The 17,118-nt window shown below is 70.7% G+C and carries 12 protein-coding genes; 8 read left to right on the top strand and 4 right to left on the bottom strand.

What is annotated here, in order from left to right; translation table 11 throughout:
• Positions 1–9 precede the first annotated feature (9 nt).
• Positions 10–444 (bottom strand): roadblock/LC7 domain-containing protein, encoded by a 435-nt coding sequence (locus ACIBK5_RS18365; protein ID WP_399020853.1) that lies wholly within the window; start codon positions 442–444, stop codon positions 10–12.
• On the bottom strand, positions 441–3,524 hold the full coding sequence (locus ACIBK5_RS18370; RefSeq protein WP_399020855.1) for a nitrate- and nitrite sensing domain-containing protein: 3,084 nt from the start codon (positions 3,522–3,524) through the stop codon (positions 441–443). Before ACIBK5_RS18370 ends, ACIBK5_RS18365 begins: the two co-directional genes overlap by 4 nt.
• 402 nt (positions 3,525–3,926) lie before the next feature.
• Between ACIBK5_RS18370 and ACIBK5_RS18375 the strand changes: the two genes are divergently transcribed.
• Entirely contained in the window at positions 3,927–4,508 is a 582-nt protein-coding gene (locus ACIBK5_RS18375; RefSeq protein ID WP_399021278.1) for a hypothetical protein, read from the top strand.
• 78 nt (positions 4,509–4,586) lie between these two features.
• On the opposite strand, the gene ACIBK5_RS18380 is transcribed toward ACIBK5_RS18375, so the two are convergent.
• Positions 4,587–5,777, bottom strand: a complete 1,191-nt coding sequence (locus ACIBK5_RS18380; RefSeq protein ID WP_399020857.1) for an NAD(P)/FAD-dependent oxidoreductase — start codon at positions 5,775–5,777, stop codon at positions 4,587–4,589.
• Positions 5,778–6,006: 229 nt separating this feature from the next.
• Positions 6,007–6,330, bottom strand: a complete 324-nt coding sequence (locus ACIBK5_RS18385; RefSeq protein WP_399020859.1) for a bifunctional 3-phenylpropionate/cinnamic acid dioxygenase ferredoxin subunit — start codon at positions 6,328–6,330, stop codon at positions 6,007–6,009.
• Positions 6,331–6,643: 313 nt separating this feature from the next.
• On the opposite strand from ACIBK5_RS18385, the gene ACIBK5_RS18390 reads away from it, so the two are divergent.
• From ACIBK5_RS18390 to ACIBK5_RS18420, 7 genes are all read left to right on the top strand, one after another.
• The gene (locus tag ACIBK5_RS18390; RefSeq protein ID WP_399020861.1) at positions 6,644–7,486 is read left to right on the top strand and encodes an IclR family transcriptional regulator; all 843 of its coding nucleotides are present in this window, start codon (positions 6,644–6,646) and stop codon (positions 7,484–7,486) included.
• Between the two features lie 216 nt (positions 7,487–7,702).
• Complete coding sequence (locus ACIBK5_RS18395) at positions 7,703–8,788, top strand: S-(hydroxymethyl)mycothiol dehydrogenase (protein WP_399020863.1); 1,086 nt, start codon at positions 7,703–7,705, stop codon at positions 8,786–8,788.
• A gap of 64 nt (positions 8,789–8,852) precedes the next feature.
• Positions 8,853–11,303 carry an FAD-dependent oxidoreductase gene (locus ACIBK5_RS18400; protein WP_399020865.1) on the top strand — a complete coding sequence of 817 codons (2,451 nt, stop codon included), beginning with the start codon at positions 8,853–8,855 and terminating at the stop codon, positions 11,301–11,303.
• A 14-nt stretch (positions 11,304–11,317) separates the two neighbouring features.
• Positions 11,318–12,460 (top strand): aromatic ring-hydroxylating dioxygenase subunit alpha, encoded by a 1,143-nt coding sequence (locus ACIBK5_RS18405; protein ID WP_399020867.1) that lies wholly within the window; start codon positions 11,318–11,320, stop codon positions 12,458–12,460.
• Positions 12,441–13,907, top strand: a complete 1,467-nt coding sequence (locus ACIBK5_RS18410) for an aldehyde dehydrogenase family protein (protein ID WP_399020868.1) — start codon at positions 12,441–12,443, stop codon at positions 13,905–13,907. Before ACIBK5_RS18405 ends, ACIBK5_RS18410 begins: the two co-directional genes overlap by 20 nt.
• Positions 13,908–13,946: 39 nt before the next feature.
• Entirely contained in the window at positions 13,947–15,509 is a 1,563-nt protein-coding gene (locus tag ACIBK5_RS18415; RefSeq protein ID WP_399020870.1) for an APC family permease, read from the top strand.
• A 10-nt stretch (positions 15,510–15,519) separates the two neighbouring features.
• A complete protein-coding gene (locus ACIBK5_RS18420) occupies positions 15,520–17,067 on the top strand; it encodes a GMC family oxidoreductase (protein WP_399020872.1) in 1,548 nt (515 codons plus the stop codon).
• Positions 17,068–17,118 lie beyond the last annotated feature (51 nt).

Here is a 17,118-nt window from a genome sequence, read left to right on the forward strand (position 1 = left end):
GTCATCCCACTACCCGCCTGCGGGCAGATCGGTGCGCGGAGCGGCACCCAGATGTACACCGACCCGCTTCACGAGGAGCGTCATCTCGTAGGCGACCTGGCCGACGTCCGAGTCGGCGTCCGAGAGGACGGCGAGGCAGCTGCCGTCACCGGCGGCGGTCACGAACAGGAAGGCGTCGTCGAGCTCGACGACCGTCTGGCGGACGTTGCCGGCCTCGAAGTGGCGTCCCACACCCTTGGCGAGGCTGTGGAACCCGGAGGCGACGGCAGCCAGGTGCTCGCTGTCCTCCCTGGTCAGATCCCTGGACACTCCCGTCGCCAAACCGTCACTGGAGAGCACGAGGGCTTTGCGGATGCTCGCGACTCGGTCCACCAGGTCGTCGAGGAGCCAGTTCAGCTCCCCCTTGATGGTCGCGCTGTGGCCGGTCGCCTTCGGTGCGGTCATCGACCGTCCCCCTCTGTCGTTCCTTGTCGTGCTGCGCCGCTGTGGGCGGCATCGCCCGCGGCGTTCTCGTCACGGCCGCGCTGCCAGCCGCGCTGGAGCGAGGCCATGCGGCTGCGTACTTCCTCGGCGTCGCGTTCGACGGGCTCGGCCTTGTCTTCCGTACGCGGTTCGGTCCCCCGCTTCAGCTGCGGAGCCAGGTTGGCCTGCCGGACGCGCCGGGGCAGTGGCGTGGTGCCGGAGCCGGTTCCCCGCAGCGGGGAACCAGGTGCCGAGCCGGTGTCCTGTGGCGGGGCACCGGAGCCGGTCTCGTGGCGGGTGGGACCGCCGGTGTTCTCCGGCGCGGGCCCGGAGCGGCGGTCGGGTGCGTCCGGGCCGCTGGACGCGATCTCCGCGCGGCGGGTGCGCTTGGGCAGAGTGGGCGGCTCCGACCGGTCGCTGTCGGCCCTGCCGGGCGTGGCCGGGGATTCGGTGTGGTCGGTGTCGCGGCCGGCCGCGCCGATGGCGGGGCGAGCGGATTCCGACCCCCGCCGACGGGCCGGCAGGGGCGGGGGTGCGTCGGTCTGCGCGTCGCTTCCCCGACTGCCACTCGAGGAGTCCTCGGTGCGGCGCCTGACCGGAAGCGCGTGCTCCGGCCCGGACCGGCCCATGGCCCGGCCGCTCGCGGACTCCTCGCCCCGGCGGCGCGACGGGAGCGAGGACGCGGCACCCGATTCCGCTCGGCCGGCGGCCGTGGTGGGCTCGTCGTCGGTCTTCCCCCGGCGGGGGCGCTGGTCGATGACCGGGCGCCCGTGCGAGCTGACCAGCTTGGGGGTGTGGCGGCGGGGCGGGACGGCCGGAGCGCCGAGCTCGTCGCGGGTGTCGGTCCGGTCCCATCCGCTGCGGGCATCGCTCTGCTCCTGCGGATCGGGGCGGCCGGCTGTCTCGTCCTGGGCACGGGTGAGGGAGTGGCGGGAGCGGAACAGAGCGCCGTGTTCACCGCTCTCGTCCTCGAGGGAGCCGGGGAACCCGCTGATGGCGTCCAGGTCCACCGGGGCCTCCAGCTCGACCGGGCCGTCCAGGAGGGAGGCGGGCAGGCCCGGACGCTGTGCGGGCGCCTGGGACAGGGCGGCACGGCGGCTGTCCTGCGGCTCGCTCTCGCCGGCCAGCTGGGGGCGGTCGAGGCGGAAGCCGATGCCGTTCGTGTCCGGGATGTCGTCCGTCAGCAGCGCGTCGGGGATGAAGACGACGGCCGTCGTTCCTCCGTACGGGGAGGGCTGCAGGGAGACCCGGACGTTCTGTCGCTGGGCGAGCCGGCTGACGACGAACAGACCGAGCCGGTCGGTGTCGGACAGCTCGAACTCCGGCGTTTCGGCGAGCCGGAGGTTGGCGTCCAGGAGCGCTTCGGCGGCCATTCCGAGCCCGCGGTCGTGGATCTCCAGGGTGAAGCCGTTGGCGACCCGCTCGCCCAGGACCTGGACGGCGGTGTGCGGAGGCGAGAAGACCGTGGCGTTCTCGAGGAGTTCGGCCACGAGATGGGTGATGTCGGCGACGGCGGGGCCGGTGACGGCGATCCGCGGGAGGCGGCGCACCTCGATGCGTTCGTAGTCCTCGACCTCGGCGACGGCGGCGCGTACGACGTCCATGAGCTGGACGGGCTTGCGCCACTGACGGGAGGGGGCGGCGCCGGAGAGAATCACGAGGCCCTCGGCGTGCCGGCGCATGCGGGTGGTCAGGTGGTCGAGGCGGAACAGGTCGGCGAGTTCTTCGGTGTCCTCGGTCCGGCGCTCCATGGCGTCGAGCAGGGTGAGCTGCCGGTGGAGCAGAACCTGGCTGCGGCGCGCGAGGTTGACGAAGACCTCGGAGACGCCGGCGCGCAGCTCGGCCTGTTTGACGGCGGCTTCGACGGCGGCGCGCTGCAGGGTGTTGAGGGCCTGGCCGACCTCGCCCATCTCGTTCTTGTCGTACTCGAGGTGCGGGACCTCGGTCTCGACGTCGACCTGCTCTCCCGCGGAGAGCCGGCGCATCACGCTGGGCAGTCGCACCCCGGACGCCTCGTGGGCCTCCAGTCGCAGCTGCCGCAGATCGCGGATGAGGGTGCGGCCGACGCGCACGGACAGGAAGAGGGAGACCAAGAGCGCGAGCAGGCCGAGCACACCGGCGATGACCGCCTTGGCGATGACGCCCATGGCCACCGGGTCGACGCGGTCCTGGTAGCGGTCGTTGGCCTGGTCGTTGAGAGTGCCGAGCTCGTCGAGCACGTTTCCGGCGGCGCTGTCCCAGCTCTTCGCGGAGACACCGCGGGGAGCCCCGGCCCCCGAGGAGACGGCCGCTTCCTCGGCCACGCGCAGCGGAGCGGAGGAGGCGTTCTTCCAGAAGCTCTGGTAGCGGTCGCGCTCCGCGACGGGCAGCAGCGGGAGGTTGGCGTCGTACATCAGGGTGCGCTGGGCCACGAGGTCGGAGATGTCGCGCTCTTCGGAGTGGGAGATCCGGCCGACGATCAGGGCGGAGCCGAGGAGGGCGTCCTCACGGGAGAGGAGTTCGCGGGCGCGGGCGAGATTGACCAGCGCGCGGTACTGCTTGTCCAGTTCGACGTTGTCGACCACATGCAGGTTGGCCAGGAGGACGTAGCACGGGTCGACCAGCCGGTTGTAGAGATCGAGGGCCTGAGAACGGTTGACGGTGCCGTCCTCGACACTGCTGCGCAGCGACTCGATGCCTTCGAAGGCGTCGAGGACGGCGGTCAGCCGTTCGTCGGTTTCCTCGCCCATCGCGTCGCGCACGTCAGGGTTCCGGGCGTTGTCGCGGATGCCGTCGACGGCCTTGTCGGTGGCGGTCCGACTGCGCCGGAGCGCTGCGAGCCCGTCCGAGGCGCGGGGGTCGGCGAGGTAGACGAGGGTCTGGCGACGCTCCTCCTGGAGGACGCGGACGGTGTCCTCGATGGGGTAGGCGATCTTCTCCACCACGGACGACACGTTGAACAGGTCGGCCGCCTCACGCCCTGTGAGCACCGTGGCGAAGGCCCAGATCGCGCTCAGGGACACCAGCGGCACGAGAAGCAGCGCCACGATCTTCCGGCGGATGGACTTCCCGCGAAAGCGCATGGCCTCCCCCAGCTCGGGCCCCCGGCCTACCGGGGGTACACATGTGCGTCAACAAACGGCGCGAGCCTACTACCGACCCACAGGGAACTCGAAGACCGGTCCGGAAGGTGAACTTCCGCGCCAGCCACGAGGCATGGGGAGTTGTCCGGGCATTGCGGGAGTTGTCCTCCCGATATCGAGGGCGGCCGTATGGGCCGATCGGCGTGACCCGCCAAGGTGGTTGGCTGAAATTTTTCGGTTCTTGGGAATCTTCGTGGTGGGTTGTTCGTCCTTCTCTACGGGAGATGGGGGCGGAATCGGCCACAGGAGCCGCATCCCGCACCTGGGCGGCGTAATACAGCGCAAGCCGGGCAGCCACTGGGGAGCACGGGTCTTCGGATGCGAGCGAGCGGTCTGCTGGCGGTGGGGAGTGACACGTTGATGGGCACGGCGGAGCGGCGCGGGACGCCCAGGGCTGGTGGGGCGCAAGTGCCGGGGCATCGGAATCGCGAGGCGACTGATCGCGACATTCGGGCCGACGAGGCTGCGACAAGGCCTCACGAAAGAGAAACCCTGGTTCACCAGGTGGGCCGTGGCGTACGCGAGCAGCAGTACAACCGGCCCCTGTGGGTCGAGGAGCCGGCCCGGAGACGGCGGTTGCCGGATCCGGTACGGACGGCGGCCGTGCGGGCGGTGCTCCTCATAGCCTTGACGCTGATCCAGGCGATGGTGGCCTTCCTGTGCACGATGGCCGGGTCCTGGCTGGCGTTCCCCATGGTGATCAGCAGCGTGGTCAGCACGATCGCGGCCACCTGGGGAGCCCTCGACGTATGGGTGACGCGTCAGGTCTGGAACCAGCGCAACGGCGTGGTGTCCATGCCCAGCAGCACGGCACGGGCCCTGCGCCGCGAGCGGCGTCGAGCCCGACGGCAGGCACGCGCGGCCGTGCGGGCGCCGGGGCGGATACGCCGGCGGGGCGGGGCCGGGCAGTTGTCGCACTCGTGACGAGTGACGGCCGGGGCCCCCGGCGAGGCGTCCGGACCTTGGGCCGGACGCCGGACCGGATGCCCTTGCCGGTACTCCTCACCGCGCGGCGGACCGCACCCGCTCCTCCCCCGCGCCCCGGGCGAGTTCGCGTCGCGCCCGCATGAACGGGCGAGGGCGGTCCACGGCGAGTACCGCCGTCGTCCGGCCGTCCCGCTCGTACCGGGCGAGGAAGCCGCCCTCGGCCGCCGCGCCGTCGGAGAGTTCGCCCTCGGTGATGCGGACGGTGTCGCCGTCCGCGCGCCGGCCGGCGAACTGGATGCGGGCGCCGTACTGGTCGGACCAGAAGTAGGGCACGGCGGTCGCGGTCTCGACGGTCCGTCCGGCGAGAAGGTTGGCCACCGCGGCTCTGGGCTGCTGGGTGGCCGACGTCCAGTGCTCGGCGCGAGTACCGCCGACGCGGGCGACGTCGCCGACGGCGACCACCTGGGGCAGGGCCGTCGTACAGCCGTCGTCGCACAGGACGCCGTCGTGCAGGGGCAGGGCCGAACCGACCAGCCAGGCGGTGTTGGGGGTGGCGCCGATTCCGACGATCACGATGTCGGCGGGAAGAGTGCGACCGTCGGTGAGGCCCACACCGGTGACGGTGGTAGTACCCCGCAGTCCGGTCACTCCGGTCCCGGTGACCAGGTCCACCCCGCCTCGATGGTGCAGTGCGGCGCACACGGCGGCCATCTCGGCGCCGAGTTGGGGCACGAGTGGAAGCGGGGCGGCCTCCACGACAGTGACGGAGTGACCGAGGGAGGAACAGGAGGACGCGGTCTCGGCGCCGATGAAGCCGCCGCCGATGACGACCACGCGGCACGGGCCACGGGTGAGTTCCTCGCGCAGGGCACGGGCGTCGTCGAGGGTGCGCAGCGTGTGTACGCCGGCGAGGGTGTCGCCGGGGAGACGGCGGGCCGAGGCGCCGGTGGCGATGACGACGCCGTCGGTGGACACGGTGCGGCCGTCGTCGAGCAGCACGGTGCGGCCGCGGGCGTCGAGGGCGCGGGCACGGACGCCGAGGATCCACTCGGCGCCGAGTTCGGTGGTCTCCTCGGTGTCGGTGAGGGCGAGTCGGGTCTCGTCGGCCCGGCCGGTGAGGAAGTCCTTGGAGAGGGGAGGCCGGTCGTAGGGGTGGTGAGGTTCGTCGCCGACGATCACCAGACGCCCGTCGTAGCCCTGGGCACGCAGTTCCCGGGCCGCGTAGAGGCCTGAGAGGGAGGCGCCGACGATGGTCACGGTTCGCATGCGGCATGCCTCCTCGCGGCGTCCCACGCACTCGCTCCACCGGTCGCGGCACGCCCGATCACGGCACGCCCGATCGCGGCACGCCCGATCGCGGCAGCCGTCCTGCCGGCTCCGCCGCCTGCGGGCCTGCTGCCGGTGTCCGGGGCGTCGGCTCCGCCCGTGGTGACGCGCCTGCTCCCGGCGGCCGGCGGGCGGACGGCACCGCTCACGCCGCACTCTCGTTTCGGGTTCACGCGGCCGTCCCCTCCTCCACTGCGAGGTGGAGGTGGATGAGGCCGTCGTCTACGGTGACGCTGTGGGTGCGGACGGCGCGGCGGGCCGGGAGGCAGGTCGGGTGGCCCGTGCGCAGGTCGAACGAGGCGGCGTGCAGCGGGCATTCGACCAGACAGCCCTCCAGCCAGCCCTCGGAGAGGGAGGCGTCCTGGTGGGTGCAGGTGTCGTCGATGGCGTAGAGGTCACCGTCGTCGGTGTGGAACACGGCGACGGGCGGTGTCGTCTCGATGCGGACGGATTCGCCCTTGGGGAGGTCTTCGAGGCGGCAGACGGGAATCACGGGCCCCCCTTTCGGTCCGGGACGTGGCCGGACCGTTCGGCCAGACTGTAGGCAATTCGTGGAGTGCCACGGGCCGGGGCGGGTCCGGGCACGGAGAGGTGTTGGTGCTCGTCGTCCGGTCGCGCCGTCAGGGCCGAGTCCCCCTTGCGGGAGCTCGTCCCCTTCCGAGATCCGGACGCTTCGGTAACATGATGTTTCACATGGCGCATGAGCAAGCGCTATACGCAACAGAATCCGGGCGGGGCGACCGTCGCGTCAAGGGTTTCCCGCAGATGCGGCCCAAACAGGGCCGACAGGTGGTGAGAGTTCAGCCATGACCCGCACGCAGAAGCAGTCCGACCGCGACGAGAACCCGCAGGAGAACCCCGCGGAGAGCACGGCCAAGCCGGGTGGCAGAGGCGCGGCGAGCGCCGTCCAGTCGGTGGATCGCGCCGTGAGCGTCCTGGAGATCCTCGCCCGGCACGGCGAGGCGGGCGTCACGGAGATCGCCGACGAGCTGGACGTGCACAAGTCCACGGCGTTCCGGCTCCTCGGCGTCCTGGAGAACCGCGGCCTGGTGGCCCAGGCGAAGGATCGCGGCAAGTACTACCTGGGCGCCGGCGTACTGCGCCTCGCGGGGGCGGCGGCAGTGCGGCTGGATGTCTCGCAGGAGGGCGTCCCGGTGTGCCGGGAACTCGCCGACGAGCTGGGCGAGACGGTCAACATCGCGGTCCTGGACGACGACGCGGCGGTCAACATCATGCAGGCCCGCGGCACGGCCTCCGTCACCGCGCAGAACTGGCTCGGCCGCCGCACCCCGCTGCACGCCACGTCCAGCGGCAAGGTGCTGTTCGCCCACATGCCGCCGACCCTGCGCGAAGGCCTGCTGGCGCGCCCGCTGCACCGCTTCACGGAGCGCACGGTCACGGTCGCGTCCATGCTGCGCGGCGAGTTGGACACCGTCGTGCAGCAGGGCTACGCGATCACGGTCGAGGAGCTGGAGATCGGCCTCGCGGCTGCGGCGTCTCCGATCCGCTCGCACGACGGCAAGGTCATCGCGTCGCTCAGCGTCTCGGGGCCGGTGTACCGGCTGAGCCAGGAGCGGCTGCCCGAGGTGGCGAAGCGCACGGAGGCGGCGGCTGCCGAGCTGTCCCGCCGTATGGGATACGGCTTCTGACGTAGCCCGGGCCGGTCGGCCGGAGCGTAGGGCACACAGCGCGGGACCAGGTGGAACCCCTGGTCCCGCGCTGTTGTGTGTCCGGCGTGTTTCGCCCGTCCCGTTCCGTTTTCCAAGGCTTGACTCGTACCTCTTGACGGCTCCTTGATGCGATTCCCACTATGTTCCCCATCGCGCAACCCATCGTGCATTGCGCAACAGCAGAGGAGCTTGGTCGTGCCACACGAGGTCCGTGCCGCAGTTGCTGTCAAGAAAGGCGCACCCGTCGAGGTGCAGACGATCGTGGTTCCCGATCCCGGCCCCGGAGAGGTCCTGGTCGCCGTGCAGGCGTGCGGGGTGTGCCACACGGATCTGCACTACCGGGAGGGCGCGATCACGGACGACTTCCCGTTCCTGCTGGGCCATGAGGCGGCCGGCACGATCGAGGCGGTCGGCGAAGGCGTCACCGACCTCAAGCCCGGCGACTATGTGGTGCTGGCCTGGCGTGCTCCCTGCGGCAGTTGCCGTTCCTGTCGCCGTGGCCGCCCCTGGTACTGCTTCGACTCCCGCAACGCCGCCCAGCCGATGACCCTGCTGGACGGCACACCGCTCACGAACGCCCTCGGCATCGGCGCCTTCGCCGAGAAGACGCTGGTCGCGGCGGGCCAGGCGGTGAAGATCGACCCGGCCGCTCGCCCGGAGGCCGCCGGGCTCATCGGCTGCGGTGTGATGGCCGGCTACGGCGCCGCGGTCAACACCGGAAAGGTCGGCCGGGGCGACTCGGTCGCCGTGATCGGCTGCGGCGGCGTCGGCAACGCGGCGATCGCTGGCGCCTGCCTCAACGGCGCCATGAAGGTCATCGCCGTGGACATCGACGACAGGAAGCTCGACCAGGCGGAGAAGTTCGGCGCCACGCACACCGTCAACTCCCGGGGCACCGACCCGGTCGAGGCGGTGCGGGAACTCACCGACGGATTCGGGGTCGACATCGCCATCGACGCGGTGGGCCGCCCGGAGACGTTCACGCAGGCCTTCTACATGCGCGACCATGCGGGGCTGCTGGTCCAGGTCGGCGTGCCCTCCCCCGAGATGAAGGTCGAGCTGCCGCTGATCGACGTGTTCTCGCGGGGCGGTGCGATCAAGTCGTCCTGGTACGGCGACTGTCTGCCGAGCCGCGACTTCCCGTTCCTCGTCGGCCAGTACCTGTACGGGCTGCTCGACCTGAACGCGTTCGTCAGCGAGACCATCGCGCTGGAGCAGGTGGAGGAGGCGTTCGCGAGGATGCACCGGGGCGAGGTACTGCGCTCGGTGGTGGTCCTGTGAGCGCCGCGTAGACCCAACGTCCCATTCCCCCCGACGCGTTCATCCCATCCCGGCAAGGAGGGGCATGTCCAGCACACCCGAGATCCCCCGCGTGGTCGTCATCGGCGCCGGCATCGTCGGCTGTTCACTCGCCGACGAGCTGACCTCCCGCGGCTGGACCGACGTCACCGTCCTCGAACAGGGGCCCCTGCCCGCACCGGGCGGCTCCACCTCGCACGCGCCCGGTCTCGTCTTCCGGACGAGCCCCTCGAAGACCCTCACCGCCCTCGCCCGGTACACGGTCGAGAAGTTCAGCTCGCTCGACGTCGACGGCGTCTCCTGCTTCAACCAGGTCGGCGGCCTGGAGCTGGCCACCACCCCCGAGCGCCTCGCCGAGCTGCACCGCAGGGCCGGTTACGCCGCCTCCTGGGGCGTGCGCGGCGAGATCGTGGGCGCCGCGCGCTGCAAGGAACTGTGGCCGCTGATCGACGAGTCGGTGGTCCTCGGCGGCTTCCACACCCCGGACGACGGCCTGGCCCGCGCCCTGCTCGCCGCCCGCGCCCAGATGGCACGGGCCACCGAGCGCGGCGCCCGCTTCCTGGACCGGCACACGGTCACCGGCATCGAGCGGCAGGACGGCAGGGTCACCGGAGTCGTCACCGACCGGGGCACCTTCCCGGCCGACCACGTCGTCTCGGCGGCCGGCTTCTGGGGCCCGGTCATCGGCCGCATGGCCGGGGTCGACGTCCCGCTGCAGCCGCTCGCCCACCAGTACGCCAGGACCAAACCGCTCCCCGAGCTGGACGGTGCCACCGCGGAGGCGTCGAAGCCGATCATCCGCTTCCAGGACCGCGACCTCTACTTCCGTGAGCACACCGACCGCATCGGCATCGGCTCCTACGCCCACCGGCCCCTGCCCGTCGACCCCTTCGCGGTCCTGCCGTACGACGAGGCCCGCGCCCGGCACATGGACATGCCGTCCTCCTATCCCTTCACGGAGGAGGACTGGGCCCCCAGCTGGGCCGACTGCCGCCGCCTCATGCCCGCCCTGCGCGACACCGAGATCGAGGCGGGCTTCAACGGCGTGTTCTCCTTCACCCCGGACGGCATGCCCGTCCTCGGCGAGTCCCGGACGCTGCGCGGCTTCTGGCTGGCCGAGGCCGTCTGGGTCACGCACTCGGCCGGTGTCGCCAAGGCCGTCGCCGAGTGGATGGTGGACGGGCGGCCGTCGATCGACCTGCACGAGTGCGACCTCACGCGCTTCGAGGAGGCGCAGCGTTCTCCGTCGTACGTCCGTGACCGGGGTTCGCAGCAGTTCGTCGAGGTCTACGACGTCATCCATCCCCTCCAGCCGATGGAGCGGCCCCGGCCTCTGCGGGTCAGCCCCTTCCACGCCCGTCAGCAGCAGCTCGGCGCGTACTTCCTGGAGGGCGGCGGCTGGGAGCGGCCGCACTGGTACGAGGCGAACGCCCCGCTCGTGGACGCCCTCGGGCCCCTCCCCGAGCGCGATGCCTGGTCGGCCCGCCACTGGTCGCCCATCGCGGCGGCCGAGGCCAGGGCGACGCGGGAGGGGGTCGCCCTCTACGACATGACGCCCCTGCGCCGCCTCGAGGTCACCGGCCCCGGAGCCCTCGGCTTCCTGAACCGTATGACCAGCAACAACCTCCGCAAGAAGCCTGGCGCGGTCACCTACACCCTGCTCCTCGACGAGACGGGCGGCATCCGCTCCGACCTGACCGTGGCGCGTCTCGCCCCCGACCGCTTCCAGGTCGGCGCCAACTCCCCCGCCGACCTGGACCTGCTGCTGCGCCGGGCGCCCGCGGACGTCCACATCCGGGACATCACCTCCGGTACGTGCTGCGTCGGTGTCTGGGGCCCGCTCGCCCGTGATCTCGTCCAGCCGCTCACCCCCGACGACTTCTCGCACGAGGCCTTCGGCTGTTTCCGCGCGCAGGAGACCTACATCGGCCATGTCCCGGTGACCGCCATGCGGCTGAGTTACGTAGGCGAGCTCGGCTGGGAGCTGTACACCACCGCCGACCTGGGGCTCCGGCTCTGGGACACGCTGTGGGAGGCCGGCCGGGACCTCGGCGTGGTCGCGGCGGGCCGCTCGGCCTTCAACTCGCTGCGCCTGGAGAAGGGCTACCGGGCCTGGGGCGTCGACATGACCGACGAGCACGATCCCTTCGAGGCGGGCGTCGGTTTCGCGGTCCGTATGGACAAGGAGGACTTCGTCGGCAAGTCCGCGCTCACGAGGAAGGGCCAGGCCACCCGGCGTCTCACCCCGCTACTCCTCGACGACCCCGCCGCCGTCGTCCTCGGCAAGGAGCCCGTGTACGTCGACGGTGCCCCCGCCGGCTACGTCACCAGCGCGTCGTACGGCTACACGCTCGGCCGCTGCGTCGCGTACGCCTGGCTGCCGGCCCAGCTCGCCACGGGCACGGGCGTGCACATCGAGTACTTCGGTGAGAAGGTCCCGGCCACGGTCACCGACGAGCCGCTGTTCGACCCGAAGATGACCCGTATTCGCCGGTAGGAGGCGTTTCCCTCGTGACGACGACCCCGATCACCCCGAGCCTGATCGCCACCCTCCCCGGGCGTTACTACACCGACCCGGACGTATTCCGGCAGGAGCAGGAGCACATCTTCGAGTCGATGTGGTTCTGCGCGGTCCGCGGCTCCGACCTGGACCGGCCCGGCGCCTTCCGCACCGTCCAGGTCGGCCGCGAGAACGTCATCATCACCCGTACCCGCAAGGGCGAGCTGCGCGCCTTCCTCAACGTCTGCCGCCATCGCGGGGCGCGCCTGTGCATGGAGGAGTCGGGCGAGAACCGCCGCACGCTCCAGTGCCCGTACCACGCCTGGACGTACGACCTCGACGGCAAGTTGATCGCAGCGCCCAACTTGATCAAGATGCCGGACGTCGATCGCGTCGCCTACGGATTGATCAATGTAGCTCTGCGTGAGTGGCTCGGCTACGCCTGGGTGTGCCTGGCCGAGGAACCTCCCTCCTTCGAGGAGACGGTCGTGCGGGCCGCCGTCGAGCGGCTCGGTGACGTGGCGGCGATCGAGCACTACGGCACGGAGAACCTCGCGCTCGGGAAACGCATCACCTATGACGTGAAGGCGAACTGGAAGCTGATCGTCGAGAACTTCATGGAGTGCTACCACTGTGCGACGATCCATCCGGAACTGACCGAGGTGCTCCCGGAGTTCGCCGACGGGTACGCCGCCCAGTACTACGTGGGCCACGGCGCCGAGTTCGGCGACGAGGTCAAGGGCTTCACCGTCGACGGCAGCGAGGGCTTCGGCAGGCTTCCGGCCGTGGGCGCCGACCAGGACCGCCGCTACTACGCCATCACGATCAAGCCGGCGGTCTTCGTGAACCTGGTCCCGGACCACGTCATCCTGCACCGCATGTTCCCGCTCGCCGAGGACCGCACGGTCGTCGAGTGTGACTGGCTGTACGCGCCCGACGTGGTCGAGTCAGGGGCGGACGTGTCGAGGTCCGTGGAGCTGTTCCATCGGGTGAACCTCCAGGATTTCGAGGCCTGTGAACGAACGCAGCCGGCGATGGCTTCCCGGGCGTACCGAAAAGGAGGTGTACTCGTGCCCAACGAGCACCACATCGGGATCTTCCACGAGTGGCTCGTCGAACGGCTGGGAGGCGCGCATGCCGGATCTGTTCATTGACGGTGAGTGGCGGGGCGCCCTCGACGAGCGCACCCGTGAGATCCGCTGCCCGGCCGACGGTTCCCTGGTCGGGATCGTGGACGAGGCCGGCGGCAAGGACACGGTGGAGGCGATCGCCGCGGCCCGCCGGGCCTTCGACGAGGGGCCCTGGCCGCGGATCCCGGCGCATGAACGCGGCGACCTGCTGCTGCGCGTCGCGGACCTCCTCGCGGGGGGCAAGGCGGCCCTCGCCCGCGCCGAGTCCCTGGACACGGGCAAGCGGCTCGTGGAGAGCGAGTACGACATCGACGACGTCGCGAACTGCTTCCGCTACTTCGGGCGGCTGGTGGCGAGCGAGTCCGGCCGGGTCGTCGACACGGGCAGGGCGGACGTCGACAGCCGGGTGGTGCACGAGCCGGTCGGCGTGTGCGGGCTGATCACGCCCTGGAACTATCCGCTCCTGCAGACGGCCTGGAAGGTCGCCCCGGCTCTCGCGGCCGGCAACACCTTCGTGCTCAAGCCGAGCGAGCTGACTCCGCACACCGCGATCCACCTGGTGCGGCTGCTGGCGGAGGCCGGGCTTCCGCCGGGCGCCGGCAATCTGGTCCTCGGCGCGGGCCCGGAGGCGGGCGCTCCGCTGGGCGACCATCCGGACGTGGACCTCGTCTCCTTCACCGGCGGCCTGGAAACCGGCCGCCGGCTGATGGCCGCCGCCGCTCCGACGGTGAAGAAGGTGGCCCTCGAACTCGGCGGCAAGAACCCCAACATCGTCTTCGCCGACGCCGGCTTCGAGGCCGCCGTCGACATGGCGCTGACGGCCGTGTTCCTGCACTCGGGGCAGGTGTGCTCGGCCGGGACGCGGCTGCTCGTCGAGGACTCCCTGCACGACCGCTTCGTCGACGAGGTCGTACGGCGGGCACGGGACATCCGCCTGGGCGGGCCGTTCGACGAGCGGGCCCGGACCGGTCCGCTGATCTCGGCCGCTCACCGCGCCAAGGTCGAGGCCTATGTGGCCAAGGGCATGGCGGAGGGCGCGGTGCTGCGCTGTGGCGGCTCGCGCCCGGACCGGCAGGACCTCGCCGGCGGCTTCTACTACCCGCCCACCGTGCTGGACGAGTGCGCCGCGGGCATGTCCGTGGTCCAGGAGGAGTCCTTCGGCCCCGTCCTCACCGTCGAACGGTTCACCAGCGAGGAGGAGGCCGTACGCCTAGCCAACGACACGATCTACGGCCTCGCGGGCGCCGTGTGGACGAGCGACGAGGCCCGGGCCGCGCGGGTCGCGGACCGGCTGCGCCTCGGAACGGTCTGGATCAACGACTTCCACCCTTACGTTCCGCAGGCGGAATGGGGCGGTTTCAAGCAGTCCGGCTTCGGACGCGAACTCGGGCCCGCGGGGCTCGCGGAGTATCGCGAGACGAAGCACATATGGCGCAACACCCGTCCCACCCCTCAGGGTTGGTTCGACTGATCGAATCCGCCCCGAGGAACACCCATTGAGGAACCGCCCATGAGACCGACCGCGCAGTCCACAGACGCCCCCGGCCAGGACGACGCCGAACTCACCGAGTTCGGCTACAGACCCGAGCTCAAGCGCACCCTCGGCAACTTCCACACCTTCGCCGCCGGGATCAGCTACATATCGATCCTGACCGGCACCTTCCAGCTGTTCTACTTCGGCTACGGCAGCGGCGGGCCCGCCTACTGGTGGTCGTGGCCGATGGTCTTCGCCGGCCAGTTCATGGTCGCGCTCTGCTTCGCGGAGCTCGCCGCCCGCTATCCCGTCGCGGGCTCCGTCTACAACTGGTCGAAGAAGATAGGCAATCCGCATCTGGGCTGGCTCGCCGGCTGGATGATGCTGATCGCCTCGATCGTGTCCATCGCGGCCGTGGCGTTGGCCTACCAGTTGACGCTGCCGCAGATCTCGTCGTTCTTCCAGTTCGTGGGGGACGGCACCGGTACGTACGACGTGGCGACCAACGCGGTCATCCTGGCCGCGGTGTTGATCCTGTTCACCACCTTGGTGAACGCCTTCGGCGTCAAGTTGATGGCGAGGATCAACACGGCGGGCGTGTTCATCGAGTTGATCGCCACTGTCGTACTGATCGTCCTGTTCGCGGTCCACATCACGCGTGGCCCGCAGGTCGTCATGGAGACGCACGGCACCGGCGCGGGGTACGGCAACGGGTACCTGGGTGCCTTCCTGGTGGCCTCGCTGGCCTCCGCGTACGTCATGTACGGCTTCGACACCGCGGCCTCGCTCGGCGAGGAGTCCCTGGACCCGACCCGGAACGCGCCGCGCGCGATCATCCGGGCGATCGTCGCGTCCTTCGTGCTCGGCGGTCTGATCCTGCTGCTTGCGCTGATGAGCGTGTCCAGCCTCAAGGGCGAGAAGCTCTCCACGGACGGTCTGCAGTACATCGTCCTGGACGTGCTCGGCCCGACGGCCGGCAAGGCGATGCTGTGGTGCGTGCTGATCGCGGTGACGGTGTGCGCCCTGGCGGTCCACACGGCGGCCGTCCGGCTGGCGTTCGCGATGGCCCGCGACAACAACCTGCCCGCGTCGTCGAAGCTGGCCAAGTGCCACCCGAAGTTCCAGACGCCGGTGCTGCCGACCGTGATCATCGGGATCCTGGCGCTGGCGATCCTGGTGGTCAACATCCGCCAGCCGCAGATCTTCACCGTCGTCACCAGCATCGGCATCATCATGATCTACCTCGCCTACCTGGGTGTCACGGTGCCGCTGCTCGTCGCCCGGCTGCGCGGAAAGTGGCAGCCCGCGAGCGAGGGCCGTTTCTCCCTGGGCCGCTGGGGTCTGCCGGTCAACATCCTGGCCGTGCTGTGGGGCGGGGCCATGACGCTCAACCTCATCTGGCCGCGGGCCGCGGTCTACAACGCCGCGGCTCCCTACCACTGGTACCTGCGCTGGGGCGCGGTGCTGTTCGTCGCCGTCATCGCGGGCGGCGGCTTCGCCTACTACTGGTTCGTCCAGCGGCACCGGACCGGCGTGCTCGCCGAGCACCGCTCGGACACCACGGCCTCGTCGCCCCTCACCGCGCCGGCGGCCGACTGAAGGAGGACCCATGAGTACACATGAGTTCGACTATGTCGTGGTCGGCGGCGGCACCGCGGGCAATGTGGTGGCGGCCCGGCTGTCCGAGGACCCCTCCGTCACGGTGTGCGTGCTGGAGGCCGGCCCGAGCGACGTCGGCGACGACGACGTCCTGCGGCTGGAGCGCTGGATGGGGCTGCTGGAGTCCGGCTACGACTGGGACTATCCGGTCGAACCGCAGGCCAGCGGCAACAGCTTCATGCGGCACGCCCGGGCGAAGGTGCTCGGCGGCTGCTCCTCCCACAACTCCTGCATCGCCTTCTGGGCACCCGCCGAGGACCTCGACGACTGGGCGGCCGCCGGCTGTACCGGCTGGGGCGCGGCCGACCTGTTCCCGCTGTACCGGCGCCTGGAGAACAATGACGCGCCCGGCGACCACCACGGCCGCACCGGCCCGGTGAAGCTGCGCACGCTGAAGAGCGACGACCCGTGCGGCACGGCCCTGCTGGAGGCGTGCGCGCAGGCGGGCATCCCCACGGTCGCCTTCAACACGGGCCGGACGGTCGTCCGGGGCGCCAACTGGTTCCAGATCAACTCCGACGAGAACAACATCCGCCAGTCGTCCTCCGTCGCCTATCTGCACCCGGTTCTCGGCAAGAGGCCCAATCTGGAGGTACGCACGGGAGTACGCGCCAAGAAGCTGGTGCTCGATGGGCGGCGCTGCGTGGGCGCCGAGTACCTCGACCCGGACCTGATCCACACCCGGACGGTACGGGCCAGGCGCGAGGTGATCGTGTCGTGCGGGGCGATCGACTCGCCGAAGCTGCTGATGCTGTCGGGCATCGGACCGGCCGGGCACCTGCGTGAGGCCGGCGTCGAGGTGGTCGTGGACGCGCCGGGCGTCGGCGAGAACCTCCAGGACCACCCTGAGGGCGTGATCATGTGGGAGGCCCGGCAGCCGATGACCACCACGTCCAGCCAGTGGTGGGAGGCGGGCATCTTCTACGACACCGAGCCGGGGCTCGACCGGCCGGACCTGATGTTCCACTACGGGTCCGTGCCGTTCGACATGAACACCGCCCGGCACGGCTACCCCACCTCCGAGAACGCCTTCTGCCTCACGCCCAACGTGACGCGGGCGAGGTCACGCGGGACGGTGCGGTTGCGGACGCGGGACTTCCGGGACAAACCGAGGGTCGATCCGCGCTACTTCACGCACGAGCACGACGTGCGGGTGATGACGTACGGGCTGAGGCTGGCCCGGCGGATCGCCGAGCAGCCCGCGCTGAGCGGCTGGGCGGGAGCGGAGCTGGCGCCCGGGCCGGACCTGCGGACGGACGAGGAACTGCTCGGGTACATCCAGCAGACGCACAACACCGTCTATCACCCGTCCTGCACGGTGAAGATGGGTGCGGACGACGACCTTTCGGCTCCCTTGGACGCGCGGTTGCGGGTCAAGGGTGTCGAGGGGTTGCGGGTGGCTGACGGGTCGGTGATGCCGGATCTCGTCAGCGTCAACCCGTGCATCACGACCATGATGATCGGCGAGAAGTGTGCGGATCTTCTGAGGGGTACCTGACCGTGGGCGGCTGCGCGACCGTTGTGGCTGGTCGCGCAGTTCCCCGCGCCC

The organism is Streptomyces sp. NPDC050546 (assembly GCF_044457425.1).
Classification (GTDB): Bacteria; Actinomycetota; Actinomycetes; order Streptomycetales; family Streptomycetaceae; genus Streptomyces.

Coding starts and splice junctions, on each gene's coding strand:
- ACIBK5_RS18365 (WP_399020853.1), bottom strand. CDS start 444: ATGACCGCACCGAAGGCGACCGGCCACAGCGCGACCATCAAGGGGGAG.
- ACIBK5_RS18370 (WP_399020855.1), bottom strand. CDS start 3,524: ATGCGCTTTCGCGGGAAGTCCATCCGCCGGAAGATCGTGGCGCTGCTT.
- ACIBK5_RS18380 (WP_399020857.1), bottom strand. CDS start 5,777: ATGCGAACCGTGACCATCGTCGGCGCCTCCCTCTCAGGCCTCTACGCG.
- ACIBK5_RS18390 (WP_399020861.1), top strand. CDS start 6,644: ATGACCCGCACGCAGAAGCAGTCCGACCGCGACGAGAACCCGCAGGAG.
- ACIBK5_RS18400 (WP_399020865.1), top strand. CDS start 8,853: ATGTCCAGCACACCCGAGATCCCCCGCGTGGTCGTCATCGGCGCCGGC.
- ACIBK5_RS18410 (WP_399020868.1), top strand. CDS start 12,441: ATGCCGGATCTGTTCATTGACGGTGAGTGGCGGGGCGCCCTCGACGAG.
- ACIBK5_RS18415 (WP_399020870.1), top strand. CDS start 13,947: ATGAGACCGACCGCGCAGTCCACAGACGCCCCCGGCCAGGACGACGCC.
- ACIBK5_RS18420 (WP_399020872.1), top strand. CDS start 15,520: ATGAGTACACATGAGTTCGACTATGTCGTGGTCGGCGGCGGCACCGCG.